Annotated in this window: 21 protein-coding genes; 13 read left to right on the forward strand and 8 right to left on the reverse strand. The window is 64.2% G+C overall.

Going from position 1 to position 21,528, the window contains the following annotated elements; translation table 11 throughout:
- The first annotated feature begins 1 nt into the window (after position 1).
- Together AC0QTX_RS06450 and AC0QTX_RS06455 are read left to right on the forward strand one after the other, a co-directional pair.
- Positions 2–2,806, forward strand: a complete 2,805-nt coding sequence (locus AC0QTX_RS06450; RefSeq protein ID WP_474603009.1) for a DUF4159 domain-containing protein — start codon at positions 2–4, stop codon at positions 2,804–2,806.
- A 12-nt stretch (positions 2,807–2,818) separates the two neighbouring features.
- Positions 2,819–4,891: a hypothetical protein gene (locus AC0QTX_RS06455; RefSeq protein ID WP_474603010.1), complete on the forward strand. Its 2,073-nt coding sequence runs from the start codon at positions 2,819–2,821 to the stop codon at positions 4,889–4,891.
- 139 nt (positions 4,892–5,030) lie between these two features.
- On the opposite strand, the gene AC0QTX_RS06460 is transcribed toward AC0QTX_RS06455, so the two are convergent.
- Both AC0QTX_RS06460 and AC0QTX_RS06465 read right to left on the reverse strand, forming a co-directional pair.
- Positions 5,031–5,543: a GNAT family N-acetyltransferase gene (locus AC0QTX_RS06460; RefSeq protein WP_474603011.1), complete on the reverse strand. Its 513-nt coding sequence runs from the start codon at positions 5,541–5,543 to the stop codon at positions 5,031–5,033.
- A 210-nt stretch (positions 5,544–5,753) separates the two neighbouring features.
- A complete protein-coding gene (locus AC0QTX_RS06465) occupies positions 5,754–6,236 on the reverse strand; it encodes an NUDIX domain-containing protein (RefSeq protein WP_474603012.1) in 483 nt (160 codons plus the stop codon).
- 337 nt (positions 6,237–6,573) lie between these two features.
- Between AC0QTX_RS06465 and mbfA the strand changes: the two genes are divergently transcribed.
- The 9 genes from mbfA to AC0QTX_RS06510 all read left to right on the forward strand — a co-directional run bounded on the left by mbfA (position 6,574) and on the right by AC0QTX_RS06510 (position 14,865).
- Positions 6,574–7,545, forward strand: a complete 972-nt coding sequence (gene mbfA / locus AC0QTX_RS06470) for an iron exporter MbfA (RefSeq protein ID WP_474603013.1) — start codon at positions 6,574–6,576, stop codon at positions 7,543–7,545.
- A gap of 54 nt (positions 7,546–7,599) precedes the next feature.
- A complete protein-coding gene (locus AC0QTX_RS06475) occupies positions 7,600–8,517 on the forward strand; it encodes a metallophosphoesterase family protein (RefSeq protein ID WP_474603101.1) in 918 nt (305 codons plus the stop codon).
- A 237-nt stretch (positions 8,518–8,754) separates the two neighbouring features.
- A complete protein-coding gene (locus AC0QTX_RS06480; protein WP_474603014.1) occupies positions 8,755–9,579 on the forward strand; it encodes a DUF4142 domain-containing protein in 825 nt (274 codons plus the stop codon).
- Between the two features lie 157 nt (positions 9,580–9,736).
- On the forward strand, positions 9,737–10,435 hold the full coding sequence (locus AC0QTX_RS06485; RefSeq protein ID WP_474603015.1) for a fumarylacetoacetate hydrolase family protein: 699 nt from the start codon (positions 9,737–9,739) through the stop codon (positions 10,433–10,435).
- 123 nt (positions 10,436–10,558) lie between these two features.
- Positions 10,559–11,407, forward strand: coding sequence for a lysine/arginine/ornithine ABC transporter substrate-binding protein (locus tag AC0QTX_RS06490; protein ID WP_474603016.1), 849 nt, complete (start codon positions 10,559–10,561; stop codon positions 11,405–11,407).
- Between the two features lie 228 nt (positions 11,408–11,635).
- The gene (locus AC0QTX_RS06495; protein WP_474603017.1) at positions 11,636–12,481 is read left to right on the forward strand and encodes a lysine/arginine/ornithine ABC transporter substrate-binding protein; all 846 of its coding nucleotides are present in this window, start codon (positions 11,636–11,638) and stop codon (positions 12,479–12,481) included.
- 134 nt (positions 12,482–12,615) lie between these two features.
- Positions 12,616–13,338 carry an ABC transporter permease gene (locus tag AC0QTX_RS06500; RefSeq protein WP_474603018.1) on the forward strand — a complete coding sequence of 241 codons (723 nt, stop codon included), beginning with the start codon at positions 12,616–12,618 and terminating at the stop codon, positions 13,336–13,338.
- Positions 13,338–14,063, forward strand: a complete 726-nt coding sequence (locus AC0QTX_RS06505) for an ABC transporter permease (protein WP_474603019.1) — start codon at positions 13,338–13,340, stop codon at positions 14,061–14,063. Before AC0QTX_RS06500 ends, AC0QTX_RS06505 begins: the two co-directional genes overlap by 1 nt.
- A complete protein-coding gene (locus tag AC0QTX_RS06510) occupies positions 14,056–14,865 on the forward strand; it encodes an ABC transporter ATP-binding protein (RefSeq protein WP_474603020.1) in 810 nt (269 codons plus the stop codon). The genes AC0QTX_RS06505 and AC0QTX_RS06510 overlap by 8 nt, the downstream gene beginning before the upstream one ends.
- Before the next feature lie 134 nt (positions 14,866–14,999).
- On the opposite strand, the gene AC0QTX_RS06515 is transcribed toward AC0QTX_RS06510, so the two are convergent.
- Positions 15,000–15,386, reverse strand: coding sequence for a hypothetical protein (locus AC0QTX_RS06515; RefSeq protein ID WP_474603021.1), 387 nt, complete (start codon positions 15,384–15,386; stop codon positions 15,000–15,002).
- Positions 15,387–15,824: a DUF4112 domain-containing protein gene (locus AC0QTX_RS06520; protein WP_474603022.1), complete on the reverse strand. Its 438-nt coding sequence runs from the start codon at positions 15,822–15,824 to the stop codon at positions 15,387–15,389.
- 337 nt (positions 15,825–16,161) lie between these two features.
- Between AC0QTX_RS06520 and AC0QTX_RS06525 the strand changes: the two genes are divergently transcribed.
- Both AC0QTX_RS06525 and AC0QTX_RS06530 read left to right on the forward strand, forming a co-directional pair.
- Positions 16,162–16,704 (forward strand): D-Ala-D-Ala carboxypeptidase family metallohydrolase, encoded by a 543-nt coding sequence (locus AC0QTX_RS06525; protein WP_474603023.1) that lies wholly within the window; start codon positions 16,162–16,164, stop codon positions 16,702–16,704.
- A gap of 115 nt (positions 16,705–16,819) precedes the next feature.
- Complete coding sequence (locus tag AC0QTX_RS06530; RefSeq protein WP_474603024.1) at positions 16,820–17,692, forward strand: alpha/beta fold hydrolase; 873 nt, start codon at positions 16,820–16,822, stop codon at positions 17,690–17,692.
- A 22-nt stretch (positions 17,693–17,714) separates the two neighbouring features.
- On the opposite strand, the gene AC0QTX_RS06535 is transcribed toward AC0QTX_RS06530, so the two are convergent.
- The 4 genes from AC0QTX_RS06535 to AC0QTX_RS06550 form a co-directional block, all read right to left on the reverse strand.
- The gene (locus AC0QTX_RS06535; RefSeq protein ID WP_474603025.1) at positions 17,715–18,479 is read right to left on the reverse strand and encodes a LamB/YcsF family protein; all 765 of its coding nucleotides are present in this window, start codon (positions 18,477–18,479) and stop codon (positions 17,715–17,717) included.
- Between the two features lie 5 nt (positions 18,480–18,484).
- The gene (gene pncB / locus AC0QTX_RS06540) at positions 18,485–19,777 is read right to left on the reverse strand and encodes a nicotinate phosphoribosyltransferase (RefSeq protein WP_474603026.1); all 1,293 of its coding nucleotides are present in this window, start codon (positions 19,775–19,777) and stop codon (positions 18,485–18,487) included.
- A gap of 95 nt (positions 19,778–19,872) precedes the next feature.
- Positions 19,873–20,202 (reverse strand): c-type cytochrome, encoded by a 330-nt coding sequence (locus AC0QTX_RS06545; protein ID WP_474603027.1) that lies wholly within the window; start codon positions 20,200–20,202, stop codon positions 19,873–19,875.
- Positions 20,203–20,257: 55 nt separating this feature from the next.
- On the reverse strand, positions 20,258–21,523 hold the full coding sequence (locus AC0QTX_RS06550) for a PQQ-dependent sugar dehydrogenase (RefSeq protein WP_474603028.1): 1,266 nt from the start codon (positions 21,521–21,523) through the stop codon (positions 20,258–20,260).
- Positions 21,524–21,528 lie beyond the last annotated feature (5 nt).

Below are 21,528 nucleotides of genomic sequence, written 5' to 3' on the forward strand. Positions count from 1 at the left end.
GATGCTGGGCCTGCCTCTCACCTTCACCGTTCCGCTCGTCCTGACGGCGCTCGCAGCACTCCCGGCGATCTGGCTGCTCCTGCGGATCACGCCGCCGCAGCCCAAGCGCGTGGATTTCCCGCCCCTGAAGATCCTGGCCGACCTGCGCCCGGAGCAGGAAATGCCTGCCCGCACGCCGTGGTGGCTTCTGCTCCTGCGGCTGCTCCTGGCCGCCTTCCTCATCCTCGCGGCCTCAGGCCCGATCTGGAATCCTCTGGCCGAAGACAACAGCCGCTCGCCGCTTCTGATCATGCTCGACAACGGCTTTGCCGCCGCTCACGACTGGCGCGACCGCATGAACCTGGCCTCCGAGCGCATCGAAGCGGCAGGGCGCGACGGGCGCACGGTGGCCCTCGTGGCGATGGCGGAAGCGCCGGCGGCCATCGAACCATCAAGCCCCGCCGCAGCCCTCGAGCGCCTGCGCTCCCTCAAGCCCCTGCCGCATCTGCAGGACCGCCAGGCCCATGTAGAGCCCATCAGGCGGTTCCTGGAAGCAACGCCGGACGCCAACATCATCTGGATCAGCGACGGGGTCGCCGGCGTTGACGGACAGGGCTTCATCGATGGTTTGGCATCCATGGCGGACGGTCAGCAGATCACCGTTCTGAAAACGGAGCGTGCCCCGGCCCTCGCGGTCGCCGGCGTGGAGAATGCCAGCGGCCAGCTCAATGTCAGGCTCGTCCGTCCCGAACCGAACGGGCGCGATTCCGGCACCGTCCGGGTTCTCGACCTCAAGAGCCTGCCGCTCGCCGACATGCGCTTCTCCTTCGAGGCCAATGCAACCGAGACCAATGTGGCCTTCGATCTGCCCACCGAGATCCGCAATGCCATCGCCCGCATCGAGATTCTGGGCGAAGGCTCGGCCGGTGCCGTCCACCTGCTCGACGAGCGCGGCAAGCGCCGCCGCGTCGGCCTCGTGTTCGGCGGCACCTCGGATCAGGCCCAGCCCCTCCTCTCGCCGCTCTACTACATCGAGCGGGCGCTTGCGCCCTATTCGGAGATCCGCACGGGACGCGGCGGCGTGGCGGACTCGGTGAACCAACTCATCGACGAGCAGGTCTCCGTGCTGGTGCTGGCCGATGTAGGCGGGCTCGACCGGGAGACGCTCGGCAAGGTTGCGGCCTTCGTCGAACAGGGCGGCATGCTGCTGCGCTTTGCGGGTTCGCGGCTGTCGGCCGGCAATGACGAGCTGGTTCCGGTGCGCCTGCGCCGCGGCGGGCGCAGCCTTGGCGGAACACTGTCCTGGGATACGCCCAAAACCTTCGCGCCCTTCACCCGCGAGAGCCCCTTCTTCGGCCTCGCCGTGCCGGAGGAGATCGGCATCCGGCGCCAGATTCTCGCGGAGCCCGACGGCGACCTGCCGGCCAAGACCTGGGCGTCGCTCGCCGACGGCACGCCGATCGTGACCGCCGACAAGCGCGGGGATGGAATGATCGTGCTCTTCCACGTGACCGCCGACACCACCTGGTCGAACCTGCCCCTGTCGGGCCTCTTCGTCGACATGCTGCGCCGGACCACGGCTCTCGCCGGTGCTTCGAACGACCTGAATGCAGAGGCCCGCAACGCGGAGAACGAGACCGTGGCGCCCCGTCTGACCCTCGATGGCTATGGCATCTATATCTCGCCGCCGGCCAATGCCCGTGCCGTGACCCGCAACTTTGCCGAGCGAGCGACCGGCGAGCATCCGCCGGGCTTCTACGGGCCGGTGGATTCGAGCCTTGCGGTGAACGCGCTCCTGCCGGGCGACCGGCTGGCCCCGCTGAACTTTGCCCCTCTCAACGCCCGGATCGCCCCGCTGGCCGGAGCCCAGACCATCGACCTGCGCATGCCGCTCTTCATGCTGGCCCTGCTGCTGCTCGTCGCCGACACCCTTGCGTCGCTCTGGCTCGGCGGCCACCTGTCGAACCTCTCCGGCCGCCTGCGAAGGGCGGGCGCAGCGGCGGCGATCGTCCTCGGTTCCGCGCTGCTGCTGAACCCCATCTCGGACGCGAGCGCGCAGGAGCGCCGCCCGTCGATGACGATGGAAAGCTCAAGCCCTGCGCTCGTGACGCGGCTTGCCTATGTGATCACGGGGGATTCTCAGGTCGACGAGACCAGCAAGGCGGGTCTCACCGGGCTGACGCAGGTGCTGAGCCAGCGCACCGCCCTGTCGCCGGGCGAGCCCATCGGCATCGACCTGTCGCGGGACGAGGTGGCGTTCTATCCGCTGATCTACTGGCCCATCGTGGCCGGCCGGCCCATGCCGTCGGAGGCGGCGATCCGGCGTCTCGATGGTTTCATGAAGGGCGGCGGCACCGTGATCTTCGACACCCGCGATGCCTTCGGCAGCCGCCTCGACGGCGCGGCTTCCGCCGAGGGGCAGTATCTGCGCCGCATGCTCGCGGGTCTCGACATTCCGGAGATCGAGCCCGTGCCGGCCGATCACGTGCTCACCAAGACCTTCTACATCCTCGACAGCTTCCCCGGACGCTACGCCACGGGGCAGACCTGGGTCGAGGCCCTGCCTCCGCAGGCTGAAGGCGAGGCAAGCCGGCCGGCTCGCTCGGGCGACGGCGTGTCGCCGATCATCATCACGTCGAACGATCTCGCCGCCGCCTGGGCCGTAGGCGCGCGAGGCGAGTCGCTCTACCCCGTCGTCGGCAGCGACCAGCGTCAGAGGGAGTTCTCGTACCGCAGCGGCGTCAACATCGTCATGTATGCGCTGACCGGCAACTACAAGGCCGACCAGGTGCACGTGCCGGCCCTGCTCGAACGCCTCGGGCAGTAAGGGGAAATCGCTTTGCTTTCCGTCAGCTTCTCGCCCCTCATTCCCGACTACGCCCTCTGGGCCCTCGGCGCGGTCGTCGCGCTCCTGGCGATCCTTGCGCTCGTCACGCGTGGGCCAGTCGCTATCCTTCGCGCCGTCGCCCTCGGCCTCGTTCTTCTGGCGCTGGCCAACCCGGCGCTCGTGCAGGAGGACCGGGAGAAGGTGAAGGACATCGTGGCGGTGGTCATCGACCGCTCAACGTCCCAGACCCTGGGCGACCGCTCTCCCATGACCGATCAGGTGCGGGCCGAACTGGAACGCCGCTTCGGCTCTCTCGCCGATGTCGACCCTCGCTTCATCGAGGCCGATGACGGCAGCGGCGACGACGGCACGCGCCTGTTCGCGGCGCTCTCCAACGGTCTTGCCGACGTGCCGCCGGACCGGCTCGCCGGCGTCATCTTCGTGACCGACGGTGTCGTACACGACATCCCGCCCTCCGTGGAAGGTCTCGGCTTCAGGGCGCCTCTTCACGCGCTGATCACGGGACGCCCGGACGAGCGCGACCGGCAGATCAAGCTTCTGGAGGCTCCACGCTTCGGCATCGTCGGCAAGGACCAGACCATCCGCGCCCAGGTCATGGAACGCGGCGGCACGGGTTCGGCCCTGGTGACGGTGCGCCGGGACGGGCAGGTTCTCACCCGCCAGCAGGTGCGTTCTGACACGCCCTTCTCCCTCGACGTGCGCATCGAGCATGGCGGCACCAACGTGGTGGAACTCGAGGTGGAAGGCCTGCCCAACGAACTGACCCAGGCCAACAACCGGGCCGTGATTCCCATCGAGGGCATCCGAGAGAAGCTGCGCGTGCTGCTGGTATCAGGCGAGCCGCATGCAGGCGAGCGCACCTGGCGCAACCTGCTCAAGTCGGACGCCAACGTGGACCTCGTCCATTTCACCATCCTGCGTCCGCCGGAGAAGCAGGACGGAACGCCGATCAACGAGCTGTCCCTGATCGCCTTCCCGACACGCGAGCTGTTCCAGCAGAAGATCAAGGAATTCGACCTGATCATCTTCGACCGCTACGCGAACCAGAGTATCCTGCCCTCGAGCTATTTCGAGAACATCGTGCGCTATGTGCGCGAAGGCGGCGCGATCCTCGTGGCGGCGGGTCCCGAGTTCGCAAGCTATGGCAGCCTTGCCCAGACCCGGCTTTCGCCCATCATCCCCGGCCAGCCCAACGGCAGCATCATCGAGCAGCCCTACAAGGCCGAGATCACCGATACCGGCGACCGCCATCCGGTGACCCGCGACCTGCCGGGGTCGGAGCAGTCTCCTCCGTCCTGGGGCGAGTGGTTGCGCATCATCGGCTCGCAGGTGCAATCGGGCTCGACTCTCATGTCGGGCGCCAATGACCTCCCTCTCCTGGTGTTGCGCCGGGAAGACAAGGGCCGCGTCGCGCTGCTGCTGTCCGACCATGCCTGGCTCTGGGCCCGCGGCTATCAGGAGGGCGGGCCGCACCTCGACCTCCTGCGCCGCCTCGCCCACTGGCTCATGAAGGAGCCGGCTCTGGAGGAGGAAGCCCTGCGGGCAAGCGCGCAAGGGCGCGACATCCGCATCGAGCGGCAGACCATGGCGGAAACGGCCGATCCGGTGACCCTCGTCGCGCCGAGCGGCGCGGAAAGCAGCGTGCCCATCACCGAGTCGCGGCCTGGCCTGTTCACCGCACAGGTGGCGAGCCGAGAACTCGGGCTGCACACGGTGCGCTCCGGCGAGCTGATCGCCTTCGTCAGCATCGGGCCGGCCAATCCGCGCGAGCTGATGGACGTGTTCAGCAATACCGAGGCTCTGGAGCCCATTGCGGAGGCAACGGGCGGATCGGTCCGGCGCGTGGCCATGGCGGGCGATCAGAGCATCACTCTGCCCCGCATCATCGCGATGCATTCGGGCTCCCGCTTCGCCGGCGGCGACTGGATCGGCATCAAGCCGAGCGACAGCGCCATCGTGCGCGGCGTCTCGGTCTTTCCGATGGCGTTGGGCTTCGTGGGACTTGTGCTGCTGATCGGCTCGACTCTGGCCGCCTGGCTGATCGAGGGTCGGCGGCGGGCGTAGAGCAAGGCGGGCAACCCACTGCCACGTCATCACCGGCCTTGTGCCGGTGATCTCGATTGGAGAAGCACGGCGCCCCACAGCATCGGGTTGGCCGGCACAAGGCCGGCCATGACGTGGAGAGGTGGCGAGAGGCTGCGCTCTACCGGCTCGTGTCGGGAATCGTGCTGACCAGCCCCTTCGCGCGGGCAAATGCCCCCTCTTCCAGCTCCAAGGCAAGGAACCGCACCGGATTGACCGGACCAGGCAACTGCAACTGCTGGGGCGGAATGCGCTTGAAGCCGAAGCGGCTGTAATAGGGCTCGTCGCCCACCAGCAGCACCAGGGTATGACCCTTGCCCCTGGCGGCTTCCAGCGACCGGCGCATCAAGGCGGCACCGATGCCGCGGCTCTCGAAGGCCGGCTCCACTGTCAGGGGCCCGAGCATCAGCGCCGGCTCCTCTCCGGCCATGACCGGAGTCATGCGCACCGAACCGACCAGCAGGGTGCCGACCATGGCGGTAAAGGACAGATCGAGCAGGTGGGGCGCTCCCTCGCGCAGACGCGAGGCGGTGCGGGCGAAGCGGCCCGGCCCAAAGGCGCGCTCGTGCAGGCGCTCGATAGCTTCGGAATCGATGGGTTGCTCGGTGCGGATCTGGAGCGAGAGCTCAGTCATGAACGGACTCAGGCGAATGACGAAAAGGACAGGGCGGCGGGAGGGGTGTCAGCCGTGTCGTCGTCGCAGAATCCGGGTCATGGTCATGGAGCTCGGCGTTTCCTCTGTCTCATTTGAATGGAGCGTCGGATGGCTCCCAAAGGTGCAGATCCACTTTCGGGTCCGATGCTCTAGGCCATAGCAGCGTCGGCAACCCGGCGCAAACCCTCTTCACCAATGCGCGGAGGGAGGCCGCCCTTCAAGGATCTCCGCCAGGCGGCTCCGGGTTGCCGAGGTGGTCCCCTCGGGCAGATCATCGAGTGGAAAGAACCCCGCTTCCGCGATCTCCCTATCAGGCTGCTTGACCTGCAGCACCGTGAAGCTCCGGATCACATAGACCAGAACATGATCGCGCCGGGATATACGGTTGTTGAAGTACACGCCGAACAGGGAGGGAAGCCCGTCCATGGCGATGCAGGCCTCCTCGCGCAGCTCGCAGTCGAGAGCCTCCATCGCCGTCTCGCCGGTCTCCACGCCTCCGCCCGGCAGGTGCCAGCCCGGAACATAGGTGTGCCGAATGAGGAAGACCTGATTCTGGCCGTCGAGCACGACGCCCCGGACGCCCAGGGTCATGCCTCTCGAGAAGCGCCAGTAATTGTGCAGCCCCCAGGTGAGGAGGCGCGAGGCTTTCCGTGATGGCGGAGAGTCGGACATCGGATCATGCGATCATAACAAGATTACCGGGGGATGAATGTAGTCATTCATGAAATGCATGGCAGTGGTCTCAATTTGGCGCGTGACCCGCATAATACGAAGGTCTAAGACAACGGCAACCAAAGGTGTTCCAATGTTTCTCGCTTTCATTCTGTCCCGCCTGAACCGCTCCGCCCGCTTTTCGTGGTCGCCCGCCCTCAACTTCGACGACCGCACGATCTATTCGACCCTGATCCCGGGCGCTCAGTACTGAGCTCGGACGAGCGCTCCCGTCCATCGTGACAGGGGCTTGATATGGCGCGGCTCTATTTTAGAATAATTCTAAATCGGAGCCGCCATGAAGTCTCTGTCCGAACTCTCCGCCCGTGAAGTTGTCGCGCTCGCCATTGCGAGCGAAGAGGAAGACTCGCGGATCTACCAGCATTTCGCGGACCGAATTCGGCCCGACTTTCCCGCCTCGGCCGAGATCTTCGACGGCATGGCCGAGGAAGAGCGGGAGCACCGCAACTCCCTCTACGGCTTTTACCGCTCCCGCTTCGGCGAGCACCTGCCTCCCATCCGCCGGGAGGACGTGCGCGGCTTCCTGAAGCGCCGCACCGTCTGGTGGAGCCCCCATCTCGATCTGGATCGGATGCGCCGTGAGGCGGAGGTCATGGAACTGCAGGCTGCGAGCTTCTACGAGAAGGCCGCCCGGCAGACCCTCGACGTCTCCTTAAGGGAACTCTTCACCAGGCTGGCCGAGATCGAGCGCGGGCATGAGCGCAAGGCCGGCGAGCTTCATGCCGCCCACCTGACCGACAATGCACAGGCTGCCGAGGAGCATGCCCGCCGACGTCTGTTCGTGCTGCAATACGTCCAGCCCGGGCTTGCCGGCCTCATCGACGGGTCCGTCTCGACCCTTGCCCCGCTCTTTGCCGCCGCCTTCGCCACCCAGAACAACTGGGAGACGTTTCTGGTGGGGCTCGCAGCCTCCGTCGGCGCCGGCATCAGCATGGGCTTGACCGAAGCCCTGTCGGACGACGGCGAGATCACAGGACGCGGCTCGCCCTGGCTGCGCGGCCTGATCTGCGGCCTCATGACGGCGGCCGGCGGCATCGGCCACACCCTGCCCTATCTGGTGCCGGACTCCTGGCCCAATGCCTTCATCCTGGCCACCAGCATCGCGGCCCTCGTGGTGGCGGTGGAACTCGTCGCGATCTCCTGGATCCGGACGAAATACATGGAGACGCCGTTCTGGAGCGCCACCTACCAGGTGATCGTGGGCGGCGTTCTGGTGCTTCTGGCCGGTATCTTCATCGGCAGCGCTTGACGGAGCGGCGCCCGCGCGCGAGTTCTCGTGTCCACCCGCATGAACCCGGCCGCCATGTTCCGCATCGCCCATCTGACCGATCCCCATGTGGGCCCCCTGCCACGGCCGCGCCTGAAGCAGCTTCTGAGCAAGCGCCTGACCGGCTGGTACAACTGGCACCGCGGCGGCCGGCAGGACATGCACGACATGGAGCTCCTGGCAGCGCTGGTGGCCGACATGCATGCCCAGAAGCCCGACCACATCACCTGCACGGGAGACACCTGCAACATCGGCCTTCCGGAAGAGTGGAAGACATCCCGCGTCTTCCTCGAAGAGCTCGGCGAGCCATCCCGCGTCACCTTCGTGCCCGGCAACCACGACGCCTATGTCCGCGGGTCCCTGGAAGGGCTCCTGAAGGAGATCGCCCCATGGACGCGGGGCGACGACGGCCGCGAAGCGAGCTTTCCCTATCTGCGCCGCTACGGCTCCATCGCGATCATCGGGCTGTCGTCTGCAATCCCGACGCTTCCCTTCGTGGCATCGGGCAGGGTCGGCTCCAGACAGATGAAGGCTACCGAGGAGATCCTGAAGGACTTGGGACAGGACCCGACCTGCTTCCGGATCATCCTCATCCATCACCCGCCTCACGTGGGCGGCGCGGAGGCCGGGCGCAATCTGACCGATGCCAAACGCTTCGAGAAGATGCTCTGCCGGGCCGGCGCGGAGCTCGTGCTCCATGGCCACAACCATGTGGGATCGCTGGCCCATCTGGACGGCCCGCGCGGTCCCATTCCGGTGATCGGCGCGCCTTCGGCCTCGGCCCGCGGCGGAACGCTGATCCACACCGCCGGCTACCATCTCTTCACGATCGGCCGGGATGAAACGGGTTTCCTCCTGATGGCGGAACGAAGGGGACTGAAGCCCGACGGAACCGTCGGAGGCTTGGGCATGCTTTCGCTTGCCCGCATTCGACTGCCTCACGAGCAGGGATGAGGCGAAGGCCTGCACCGGGGTCGGCAGCGGCTAACACAAGTTAAGCGTCGCTCCGCACGAGCTTAGGCAAAGCTAAGCTTCAGTATTCATTTTGTATTTTCTTCGTGTAAGGCCCCACTTTCCTGGAACCGCTTAGATCGCTCCTCGTTGAAGGGGTGCAGCAGCCACCCATGAACTTCGCAAGCCTGTCGGGCTGCGCACGGTGTTCTGCGACCCGAGAAAACAGGAGTTCATCTCATGAAGAAGTACGTTGCCCTCGCGGCTTTGTTCGCATCCGTTTCGGCCGCCCCGGCCTCAGCTCAGATGGTCATGGACAGCCAGACCTATCGCATGATGGCGGCTCAATCGGATGCCTTCGAGATTGCCACGAGCCAGCTCGCCCTGGAGCGCTCCCGCAATCCTGTCGTTCGTCGCTATGCCCAGCAGATGATCCAGGATCATTCCATGACGAGCCAGGCGCTGAATGGCGGCCGTCAGGTCTATTCCGCGAATGGTGAGTTCATCGGCGGCTCCCTGAGCGGCACCCTGGCCGGCGCCGGCATTGGTGCTCTTGTTGGCGGCCCCGTGGGCGCAGCAGTCGGTGCCGGTATCGGTGCGACGGCCGGCGCGACGGCTGGCGCTGCCACGAGCGGCTCGCCCGGCACGGCTGGCGGAACGGCGACCGGCGCGCTGGCCGGTGCCGGCGTAGGCGCTCTGGTTGGCGGCCCGGTTGGCGCAGCGGTCGGCGCCGGCATCGGCGCGACCACTGGCTCGGCAGCGGGGGCTGCGGCCGACGTGCAGGCCACGGGTTCCGTGACCCCGATCCGTCTCGGCGTTCCGCTGCCTCCCGAGAAGATGGCCATGCTGAACCAGCTGGCTTCGACCTCCGGTCCGCAGTTCGACCGTCTCTACGGACAGGCGCAGCGCATGGGCCACCAGGAAGCTCTCGCCCTGCACACGAGCTATGCTCAGGCCGGTAACGATCCGTCCCTGCGCCAGTTCGCGGCCTCGGTGGTTCCGCATATCGAGCATCACCTTGAGGATTCCCGTCGCCTTCCCGGCGCGACCGCCCGTCGCCGTTAATCGGTTTCCAGCCTGACCTTATGGTGCGGCGGGTCCATTGGACCCGCCGTATCCTTATGAGGACAGCCCAGGAGAAAAGTTGGACCTTTTTCCCGGCTTGTGGTGCGGGCCGCACGGTGTAGGAAGAGACATCACACCTCATGTCTCGCGAGCTTCCATGGCCTACGTCATTCCTGCGCCTTCGACCCCTGCCCTCCCGGTTGCCGGGACGAAAGATCTCTTTCCGGTCCGCCGGGTCTATTGCGTCGGCCGCAACTATGCCGCCCATGCCCGGGAGATGGGCGGCGATCCGACCCGGGAGCCTCCCTTCTTCTTCATGAAGCCGGCCGATGCCCTCCAGCCGGTGGCCGAGGGCGTCACGGCTGATCACCCGTATCCGCCCAAGACCGGCAACTACCATTTCGAAATCGAGATGGTGGTGGCGCTGGCCAAGGGCGGCCGCGATATCCCCGTCGATCAGGCCCTCGACCATGTCTTCGGCTATGCGGTCGGTCTCGATATGACCCGCCGCGACCTGCAGGACGAGGCCAAGCAGCTTCGCCGCCCCTGGGAACTGGGCAAGTCGGCGGACCATTCCGGTCCGGTCGGGCCTATCCATCCGGTCTCCGCCGTCGGCCACCCGGCGAACGGCACCATCTCGCTGACCGTGGACGGCGCCAGCAAGCAGAAGGCCGACCTGTCGGACATGATCTGGTCGGTGGCCGAGCAGATCGCCTATCTGTCAACCTATTTCGAGCTTGCCCCCGGCGACGTGATCTTCTCCGGCACCCCCGAAGGGGTGGGCGCGGTGACGAAAGGTCAGACCATGGCCGGCGCCGTCGAGGGCCTGGGCGAAATCCGGCTACGGGTTGTGTAAGGCCTGCCCGCATCCCCTTGCCTTTTTTGCCGGATTGGCCGTTACTGCGTCACGGCGCGGTCCTCAGGGTCGCGGTAAGTTAGGCTCCGGCCAGAACGGAGCCATAAAACTAAGGGAACGACAATGAAATTCGTTAAGACCGTCGGCTTGGCTCTTCTCGGTTCGGCTCTTGCGATCGGCGGAGCGGCCGCTCAGGAGAAGACGGTAAAGATCGCCACGGAAGGCGCCTATGCCCCGTGGAACTTCACGGGCGCAGGCGGCAAGCTCGAAGGCTTCGAGATCGACCTCGCAAACGACCTGTGCGCGCGCATGAAGGTGAAGTGCGAGATCGTGGCCCAGGATTGGGACGGCATCATCCCGGCGCTGACCGCCAAGAAGTACGATGCCGTCATGGCCGGCATGAGCATCACCGAGGAACGCAAGAAGACCATCGATTTTGCTGGTCCCTATGCTAATTCCCCGAACGGCTTCCTCGTGGCGAAGAACTCGCCGTTGGCCAAGATGCCCGGCAAGGGCGAGGCCTTCAACCTCAGCACCCAGCAGGCAGCCGCCGAGAAGGCTATCGAGGCCTACAAGCCGCTTCTGAAGGGCAAGACCGTTGGTGTTCAGACCTCGACGATTCACTCCAGCTTTGCCGACAAGTACCTGAAGGGCACGGCTGAAGTCCGTGAGTACAAGACCACCGAGCAGCACGACCTCGATCTGGCTGCAGGCCGCATCGATGCCGTTCTCGCGGATGCAACGGCCATCATCGGCACCCTCGAGAAGCCCGAGTTCAACAAGGACTACACCTTGGCCGGCCCGTCCATTACCGGTGGCCTGCTCGGCGCCGGCGTCGGCGTCGGCCTGCGCAAGGGCGAGACCGAACTGAAGAAGAGCTTCGATGAGGCGATCCAGGCTGCGATCAAGGACGGCACGGTCAAGAAGCTGTCCGAGAAGTGGTTCAAGATCGACACGACTCCGCGCGTTTGATCTCTCGAGCATGTTATCGAAAGCGCGGCTTCGGCCGCGCTTTTTTGTATGGATCCGGACAAACTGCCACCGAAATTGCCAGCTTGGCTACCTTATTCAGCACGTTTAGGACTTGCACCGGCTTGGCTTTTGAATGTTAGCTTTCACACGCGGGATGGAAGGTCCGGCTCACCGGAGCCGCCTCTCACCTGACAAAGGGATCAGTCGAAACTGACCAGAGGGAAGACAATGAAGCTGTTCAAGGTTATCGGTCTCGGCCTGCTGGCCTCTGCTCTTGCGATTGGCGGAGCAGCCGCCCAGGAGAAGACGGTAAAGATCGCCACAGAGGGCGCCTATGCTCCCTGGAACTTCACGGGCGCCGGCGGCAAGCTCGAGGGCTATGAGATTGATCTCGCCAACGAGCTCTGCGGCCGCATGAAGGTGAAGTGCGAAATCGTGGCCCAGGACTGGGACGGCATCATTCCCGCCCTTCAGGCCAGGAAGTACGATGCGATCATGGCCGGCATGAACATCACCGACAAGCGCCTCGAGGTGATCAACTTCTCGCTCCCCTATGCCGCCACTCCGCATGGCTTCGGCGTCATGAAGGACTCGCCGCTCGCCAAGCTGGCAGGAACCGGCACGACGGTGAGCTTCGAGAAGGATCCCGAGGGCGCCAAGAAGGCCATCGAGGCCTGGAAGCCGATCCTGAAGGGCAAGACCGTTGGCGTGCAGGGCTCGACCGTGAACTCGCAGTTCCTGGAGCAGTACCTCAAGGATACGATCGAGATCCGCGAATACAAGACGACGGAGCAGCACGACCTCGACCTGACGGCTGGTCGCATCGATGCGATCTTCGCCGGGCACGGTGCCCTGAAGGCCACGCAGGAGAAACCCGAGTTCAAGGACATGGTGATCGCCGGAACAGGCATGCGCGGCGGTCTGCTCGGCCGCGGCGTCGCGGTCGGCATGCGCAAGGACGACGCGGACCTGAAGAAATCCTTCGACGAGGCGATTCAGGCTGCGATCAAGGACGGCACGATCAAGAAGCTGTCCGAGAAGTGGTTCAAGATCGACGCGACGCCGCAGGTCTGACGGCCTGTCGGAAACGTAATCCCGGGTCCTGCTACACGGACCCGGGATGATCTGGTCTAAGGCCGGAGGTTACAAATGCTGTCTCGCCCGCTGCTTTCCTTAGAGGGGAGACATATTCAAGAAAGTTACGACGCGTGCAGCAACTGAGCTATTTCGAGCTCGTCGGGTTTGGTCCCAATGGATGGGGATGGGCTCTCCTCACCGCCGCGGGAATGACGATCGCGGTCGCCATCTGCGGCTTTCTCGCGGGCTCCGTCGTCGGCACCCTGGTGGCCTGGGGCAAAATCGGCGGCAATCTCGTGGTCCGCAGCCTCGCCGATGGCTACACCACCGTCCTGCGCGGCATTCCTGATCTTCTCGTGATCTACCTGTTCTATTTCGGCGGAAGCGCGGCGCTCGGCGCCATCGGCAGCCTCTTCGGCGCCGACGGGTTCATCGGCGTGCCGGCCTTCGCAACCGGCGCCATGGCCATCGGCATCGTGTCCGGCGCCTATCAGGCCGAAGTCTTCCGCGGTGCCTACCAGGTCGTCAGCCGTGGCGAGCTTGAAGCTGCGCGCTCCGTCGGCATGCACCGCTGGCTCATGTTCCGCCGCATCATCGCCCCGCAGGTGCTGCGCTATGCCATTCCGGGCCTCGGCAACACGTGGCAGCTGGTTCTGAAGGAATCGGCGCTCATCTCCGTGACCGGCCTCGTCGAGCTGCTGCGGCAGTCGCACATCGCGGCCGGCTCCACGCGCCGACCGTTCGACTTCTATCTCACGGCAGCCGTGCTCTACCTGCTCATCACCTGGGTTTCGACCTACCTGTTCCAGCGCGCGGAAGCGCACTCGATGCGCGGCATGCGGAGGGCTTCCTGATGGACTTCGCTTTCATGCGGGACACCTTCCTGACGCTCATGGGCGGCGTGCCGCTGACCCTGAACCTCGCCTTCATGGCCGTGGGTCTTGGGGCCGTTCTCGCCATGATCCTGGCGCTCATGCGCATGTCGGGCATCAAGGTGCTCGACTGGCCGGCACAGGCTTACGTCTTCGTGTTTCGCGGCACGCCTCTGCTCGTGCAGATCTTCCTGATCTATTACGGCCTGGGGCAGTTCCGTCCCACCTTGCAGGAATGGGGCCTGTGGACCTTCTTCCGCGAGCCCTACTGGTGCGCGGTCTTCGCGTTGACGCTCAACACGGCGGCTTACGCCAGCGAGATCATCCGCGGCGGGCTGCAATCGGTTCCCTACAACCAGGTCGAGGCGGCGCGCGCCTGCGGCATGTCGGGCATTCTGCTCTTCCGCCGCGTCATCTTCCCCATCGCCGTCCGCCAAGCGCTTCCGGCCTACGGCAGCGAGATCATCCTGATGGTGAAGGCCACATCGCTTGCCTCGATCATCACCATGATGGAAGTGACAGGACTCGCCGCCAAACTGATTTCGCAGAGCTTCCGTGCGGTTGAGGTCTTCGTGGTCGCTGGTCTGATCTACCTCGTTCTGAACTTCATCATCACCCGCATCATCATGGCCATCGAATGGTGGCTCTCGCCTCACCTGCGCCGCCCACCGGCCGTGGAGCCGCGTCTGGAGGCCGCCCATGTCTAACGGAGTTGCATCCTTGTCGTCTCAACTTGCGTCTTCTGAAGCGGCCCCAGCCGTCTCCGTGCAGAATCTCCGCAAGAGCTTCGGATCGCTCGAGGTTCTCAAGGGCGTGTCGCTGAGCGCCAAGGAAGGCGACGTGATCTCGATCCTCGGCGCCTCCGGCTCCGGCAAGTCCACCATGCTCCGCTGCATCAACATGCTCGAGGTGCCGGATTCTGGCGAGATCAGCATCGCCGGCGAGATCATTGGCCTGAAGAAAAGCCGCAAGGGGATGGAGCCTGCCGATCAGCGCCAGGTGGACCGCATCCGCTCGCGGGTGGCCATGGTGTTCCAGAGCTTCAATCTGTGGTCTCACATGACAGTTCTGGAGAACGTGATCGAGGCGCCCGTTCATGTGCAGAAGCGCCCGAAGGCGGAATGCATTGCCGAGGCCGAAGAGCTGCTGGCGAAGGTCGGGATCGCCGACAAGCGCAATCAGTACCCGTCGCACCTCTCCGGCGGCCAGCAGCAGCGCGCCGCCATCGCCCGGGCGCTCGCCATGCACCCGAAGGTGATGCTCTTCGACGAGCCGACCTCGGCTCTCGATCCTGAACTCGTCGGCGAGGTGCTGCGCGTGATGCGCTCGCTCGCCGAGGAGGGCCGCACCATGCTGGTGGTGACGCACGAAATGGGCTTTGCCCGCGATGTGTCCAATCGGGTCGTATTCCTGCACAAGGGCGTGGTGGAGGAGGAGGGCGCACCGGCGGATGTGTTCGGCGCCCCGAAATCCGAGCGCTTCAAGCAGTTCATCTCAAGCCATCGCTGAGGCGTCGACCAAGACGAAATTCTCTCACGTCATGGCCGGGCTTGTCCCGGCCATCTCGATTGTCTAAAGCGCCGCAAGTTACACATCGAGATCACCGGCACAAGGCCGGTGATGACGAGGTATGGTTTGATACTCTAGTGTCTTTCGATCCGCCGGATTGGAGGCGGTCCGGACGACGATGTGGATGGGCCCGACATGCGAGAATCGCCCCGTGGCCCACGCCACTCTTCGACATATTGCTCACGTCGCGCGCTGCCGAAAAACAGGCCCAGCACGGCCGGAACGGCAAGAATGAGCAGCGACACCACGGCCCAAACGAAGACGATGGCCCCGAGGCCGAGACCTCGCAGGGCCGTCAACGCCCAGGAAAGCCACTCCACCGTCTCAGGATGGCCCGTGACGACGTCGGCATTGCGGGCAGCAACGCCGCCGAAGAAGTCCAGTAGCCCGTAAGCGCCCCAGGCGAACAGGGACCAGAGCGCCACGGCCATCCAAGCGACGATCCACAGCAGCCGTCTCATTCAGCGCTCCTCAATCCTGACCGCAGTCCCGTCGATCTCCTTCGGCCCGCGCTTGGGCGTGCCGAGATGCTCGTGGACGATCCGGAGGTTCCGCTCGTTGGCCTTGAAGTAGACGTCGAACAGGTCGCCTGCCAGCGGAATGGCACCGATGGCCGTGTCCATAGCGACGTTACCGATCATCCGGGCGATCTTCCAGCGCGGCAGGCCGAGTTGGCGGGCCTCCCAGATGATGTAGCTCGCGAGCGCTGCGGAAAGCGCATCACCGATACCCGGCACGAGGCCCAGCACCGCATCCAAGCCCACACGTCGGTTCAGGCCGGGAACCAGGAAGGCGCTGTCCAGCAACTTTGCAACCAGCGTGATGCGTGCGATCGCATCCTCCCGGCCCGGGCCGGCAGTCTTGATTGCATCGAAAACAGCACCACGGGCAGTGTTCATTCCACTCTCCAGCAGATCAAAGGTTTGATCGGTCCAATGGGCGAAATGTGTGTATCAGTTGCGGGAATCGCAAGTACAAGAGCTCTGTTATTTCAGAACTAACACTAAATTTCTGACACGCTGAAATCCTTGCAGGTTAAAGCTTTGACACCCACCAGAGTTGTTTGGCCTCTTCCTTAATGCCAACGCACCCTTGTCCAGTGCCAAGCTTCCTTTAGGTTGCCTTCCCTAACGCTATACGCGCAACCGTCAGTTATCTGACCAATAAAACAATGCCGATGGGAGGACCATTTCCACGGCACGATAATCTTGTAGGGGCTCAGAACGGGAGAACCCGATGAGCATCACCTGCCGAGTTCGCCACGCGTCCAGATTCTCTCTCGTGACCGGCGCGCTTCTGTTTGGGTTGTCGCCTTCCGCGCTCAAAGCTGGCGACGGTGAAGGAGGGCTTGTTCCGCCTGCTCAATATGTGAGCCTTCCATCCAATGACGAGATCAACAATCCCAGCACGACGGGCAGCCTGCCGAGTACGAGAACCCTCTCGGGTTTTTCCTCCCTGGTCTCGCAGGGAACAATCATGCTGCGAGCGAGCGCCCCGACCAATTGCGTGCCGGGCAATCTGCGCGAAGTCGTCGCCTCGGTTGCGGCAAAGTTCGGCCCCGTGAGCGTCGAATCCACCCATCGCAATCGTTCCCGCAACTGGCGCGCCGGCGGCGCGCGCCAGTCCCTTCACCTCTCCTGCCGGGCCATCGACTTCAGGGTTCGCACCCGCATACGCGGCGTCATGGCCTACCTGCGGTCTCACCCGCAGGTTGGGGGCCTAAAGATGTATCGGAACGGCATCATCCACATCGACAATGGAGAGCGCCGCTCCTGGTGAGTCTCCCTCTCGCTTCACATCCGCCATGAACACGGGGCTGCGGCCCACCCGCACGCAGCCCCGCGGCTTTTCCTGGCCCCTGGTCTCGAAGCGAAAACTATAAGACAATCACGGGATGTTCGAGACCTTCACCAACCGTCGTATCGAAACATCCGAAGCCGTCATCAACCTGCGTGTCGGCGGCAAAGGTCCGCCCGTGCTCCTGCTGCATGGACACCCGCAGACCCACGTCATGTGGCACAAGGTGGCGCCGCAGCTTGCCGAAAGCTACACGGTCGTGTGCGCCGACCTGCGCGGCTATGGCGACAGCTCCAAGCCTCCGACAAACGAGGAGCATGAGCCCTACTCCAAGCGCGCCATGGCGCGCGACCAGGTGGAGGTGATGCAGGCCCTCGGGTTCGAGCGCTTTGCCGTCGTCGGTCACGACCGCGGCGGGCGCTGTGCCTACCGCATGGCGCTCGATCATCCTGAGCGGATTATGGCGCTGTCGGTCTTGGATATCATCCCAACGGCAGAGCACTTCCAGCGCACGGACATGGCCTTCGCCATGGGCTACTGGCACTGGTTCTTCCTCGCGCAGCCTCACCCATTGCCGGAGCGACTGATCGCGTCGGATCCCGATGCCATCTATCTTCGCCGCGGGCGCTCGATGTTCGATGAAGAAGCACTTGCAGAATACCGCCGCTGCTTCACCAACCCGGAGACGATCCACGCCATGTGCGAGGATTATCGCGCGGGCGCGACGATCGACATGCGTCTCGATGAAGAAGACCGGAAGGCGGGGCGACGGATCATGTGCCCGGTGCAGGCCCTCTGGGGTCGCAGGAACGGGCTCGATCAATGGTATGACGTGCTGGCCGTCTGGCGCGACTGGGCCGATCATGTGGAGGGCCACGCAATCGATTGCGGCCACTATCTCGCCGAGGAAGCGCCCCATGACACGCTGGCGGCCTTGCTGCCCTTCATCGCCAAAGCTTTCGGGCGCTGAAAGAGGCAGCGCCCACTCAGTTTCAGGGAGCAGCGAACGGCGCGATCTTGACGCCGTTTGCCTCCAGCTTCGCGCGGACCGTCCGAGCCATGGCCACTGCGCTCGGCTCGTCGCCGTGCACGCAGATCGTATCGATCTCGACCGGAATGCGTTTGCCTGAAACAGTCGTGATCGCGCGGTCCTGAACTGCGCGCAGGATGCGCTCGGCCGCGAACTCCGCATCGTGCAGGACTGAGCCGGGCTTCTTCCTGCTGGTGAGCGTGCCGTTATCCTCATAGGTGCGGTCGGCAAAGATCTCGCGCACGACCGGAATGCCGACGCTATGGGACGCCTTCTCCATCAGAAGGCCCGGCATGCACATGTTGACGAGGCTCGCATCGACGCCCTTGATGGCACGGGCGATCGCGAGAGCGAGATCCTCGTCCTCGTTGGCCATGTTGTTGAGTGCCCCGTGCACCTTCACGTAGGTGACCTTATGCCCGGCAAGCGAGGCAACGGCCTGCATGGCGCCGATCTGATAGGCAATCATGTGTTCGATTTCGGCAGCGGAATTGCCGCGGATCATGCGGCGACCGAAGCCGTGCAGGTCGTTGAAGCCCGGATGAGCCCCGATGGCCACGCCCTTCCGTTTTGCGATCTCCGCCGTGCGGAACATGATGGACGGATCGCCCGCATGGAACCCGCAGGCGATGTTGGCGGACGAGACGATGTCGAGCATCGCCTCGTCGTCCCCCATCGGCCAGGGACCGAAGCCTTCACCCATGTCGCAGTTGAGGTCGATGATCATGTCCGTCACACCAATACAGGTTTCGCCGCTTGTTCGCCCACGTGGAAGATGCGCTTGTAGCGCTCGACCTCCGCTTTCGGCCCCATGGCTTTGGTCGGATTATCGGAGAGCTTCACCGTCGGCCGGCCATCAGCCGAGATGACCTTGCAGACGATGGAGATCGGATCGAGCTTTCCCTCAGGAGCCAGCCCGCGGAAATCGTTCGTGAGAAGCGTGCCCCAGCCGTAGCCGATGCGCATGCGGCCGCGGAAATGCCGGTGGATTCGCTCGATCACGTCCACGTCGAGCCCGTCCGAGAAGATCGCGAGCTTCTCGCGCGGGTTCTGCCCGCGCTGGCGCCACCATTCGATCGCCTCCTCGCCGCCCTCGATAGGATCCTTGGAATCGACGCGGATGCCTGTCCAGGCAGGCACCCATTCGGGCGCGTTCTGCAGGAAATTCGTGGTGCCGTAGGTATCGGGCAGGATGACGAGCAGGTTGCCCTCGTAATCCTCCTGCCAGTCGGACAAGACGTTGTAAGGAGACCGAGCGAGTTCCTCGTCGGATTTGGCCAGAGCCGCATAGACCATGGGAAGCTCATGGGCGTTGGTGCCCACAGCCTCCACCTCCTGGCGCAGGGCGACCAGGCAATTGGACGTTCCGAGGAAGGACGATCCAAGCCCCTCCATCATGGCCTGCACGCACCAATCCTGCCAGAGAAAACCGTGGCGGCGACGTGTGCCGAAATCGGCGATGGAGAGGTCCGGCAGCGCCTTGAGCCGCTCGATCTTCTCCCAGACCCGGGTCATGGCGCGGGCATAGAGCACCTGAAGCTCGAACTTGCCCATTCCCCTGAGGACCCCTCGCGAGCGCAGCTCATTGAGGATCGCAAGCGCCGGGATCTCCCACATGGTGGTCTCGATCCACGGCCCATGGAAGGTCAGGACGTATTGGCCGTCCTCCTTCTCCAGCAGGTATTCCGGAAAGCGGAAGGTCTCGAGCCAGTCCATGAACTCCGGCGAGAACATCTGCCGCTTGCCGTAGAAGGTGTTGCCCCGCAGCCAGGTGGACTCGCCCCGGGTCAGGCGCAGGCTGCGCACATGATCGAGCTGCTCGCGCAGTTCGCCGGCATCGATGATGTCGGCCAGGCGGATACGGGTGGTCCGGTTGTGGATGCCGAACGTCACCTGCACGTCGCGATGACGGCGAAAGATCGTCTGCGCCATCAGCAGTTTGTAGAAATCCGTATCCAGAACCGACCGGACGATCGGGTCGATCTTCCAGGTATGATTGTAGACGCGGGTTGCGATGTCCGCCATCGCCTGCTCCTTGCCGCTCGCGGGAGGCAGGACAATAGCGAAGGGCCGCCCATGATGAAAGGGTGCCCAGCCTTGAGAAAGGGAGCGGCCACAGCTTAAGGCGGCAGGACGTCGACCTGGATCGAGGCGTAATAGGCCGCCACGTCGGCGATGTCCTCGTCCGACAGGTCCTTTGCTACAATGTTCATCGACTCGTTCCTGCGCTCGCCTGACTTGTAGGCCGTGAGACTTCTGACGAGATAGCCCTCGATCTGGCCGGCAAGATTGGGCGACTCGGGATTCTTCGAGAGACCGTCAATCCCATGACAGGCTTGGCATGTAGTGAGTTTCTGGCGCCCTGCCCTGGCATCGCCGGCCTGTGCGCCAACAAGCCCGAATGCCGTCAGAAACGCTCCGAACCCTACCAGGACAATGCAGAACTTCATGATGATCTCTCCGGGCAGAACAGGCGCGCCCATGGGCGCGCCTGTGAAAAAAGCCTCATCGACCTTCGTAGGAGATCCGGTAGAGGGCACCGGCAGTGTCATCCGAGACGAGAAGGGACCCGTCCGGCAGCATGGCCACGTCCACAGGCCTGCCGAGATACTCGCCGTTCTCCGTGAGCCACCCTTCCGCGAAGACCTGCGGCTTGTCTGCCGTGCCGTCCTGCTTGATCGGGGTGAACATCACCCGGGCGCCGATCGGCTTGGTTCGATTCCAGGAGCCGTGCTGGGCCGAGAAGATGCCGCCCTGGTAGGTCTGCGGGAACATGCGCCCCGTGTAGAACATCATGCCAAGATCGGCCGCATGAGGGTCCATCTCGGCCTGCGGACCGACAACGCCTGACGGGATCTGGTCGTCCTTGTACTCGACCGTACGGACCGTGCCGCCGCCATAGTAGGGGAAGCCGAAATTCTGCCCCTGGCTTGCGATCCGATTGATCTCGCCGGGAGGCTGATCGTCACCCATGCCGTCGACCTGGTTGTCGGTGAACCACAGGGTCTTGTCGCCCGGGTTGAAATCCATGCCGACGGAGTTGCGAATGCCCGTCGCGTAGACTTCGCGGTTCTTTCCATCCTGATCCATGCGGATGATGCCGCCGATTCCGGTGCGCCTGAAGAGATCGATCTTGTCCTTCGCCGGCACGTTGAAGGGCTGGCCAAGGGCAACATAAAGCTTGTTGTCCGGACCGATCCGGCAGACGCGCGCCGTGTGATTGAAGCTTTCCTCGGAGGGTGGGATCAGATCTCCCTGCTTTGCGACCACGAAGGCGGCGACATCCGCTCCCTCATAGAAGAATTCCGCAGCCGGGAACTGCAGAACGCGGTTCTGCTCGACCACGTAGAGCATGCCGTCGCGGGAGAAGCAGACACCGTTCGGGATCTTGAAAGCGACGGAAGGCGCGAATTGCTTCACTTCGTCCGCAACGCGGTCCTTGTCACGATCCGTCACCACGTAAACATTGTTCTTCCTCGTGCCGACGAAGACCACGCCGGCATTGGGCCCAACGGCCATGTGCCGTGCATCAGGCACGACCGCATACAGTTCGATCTTGAAGCCGGCCGGGAGTTGGATCCTTTCGAGATTGCGGCGGAGCGCATCCGCGCGGCGCCCTTCCTGAGCAATGGGCCTGGGCTCTTCAGTTCCCGTGCTTTGGAAGGATAACAGCTTCTCAAGGTTGCTCGCCGATGGCTGAGCGGAAGGTTGGGCAAGACTCGCAGACGCAAGAGCAACAATGGAACCAGCAGCAAGCAGGATGGATTTCATCGTTT

This window comes from Microvirga sp. jy35, assembly GCF_056148915.1.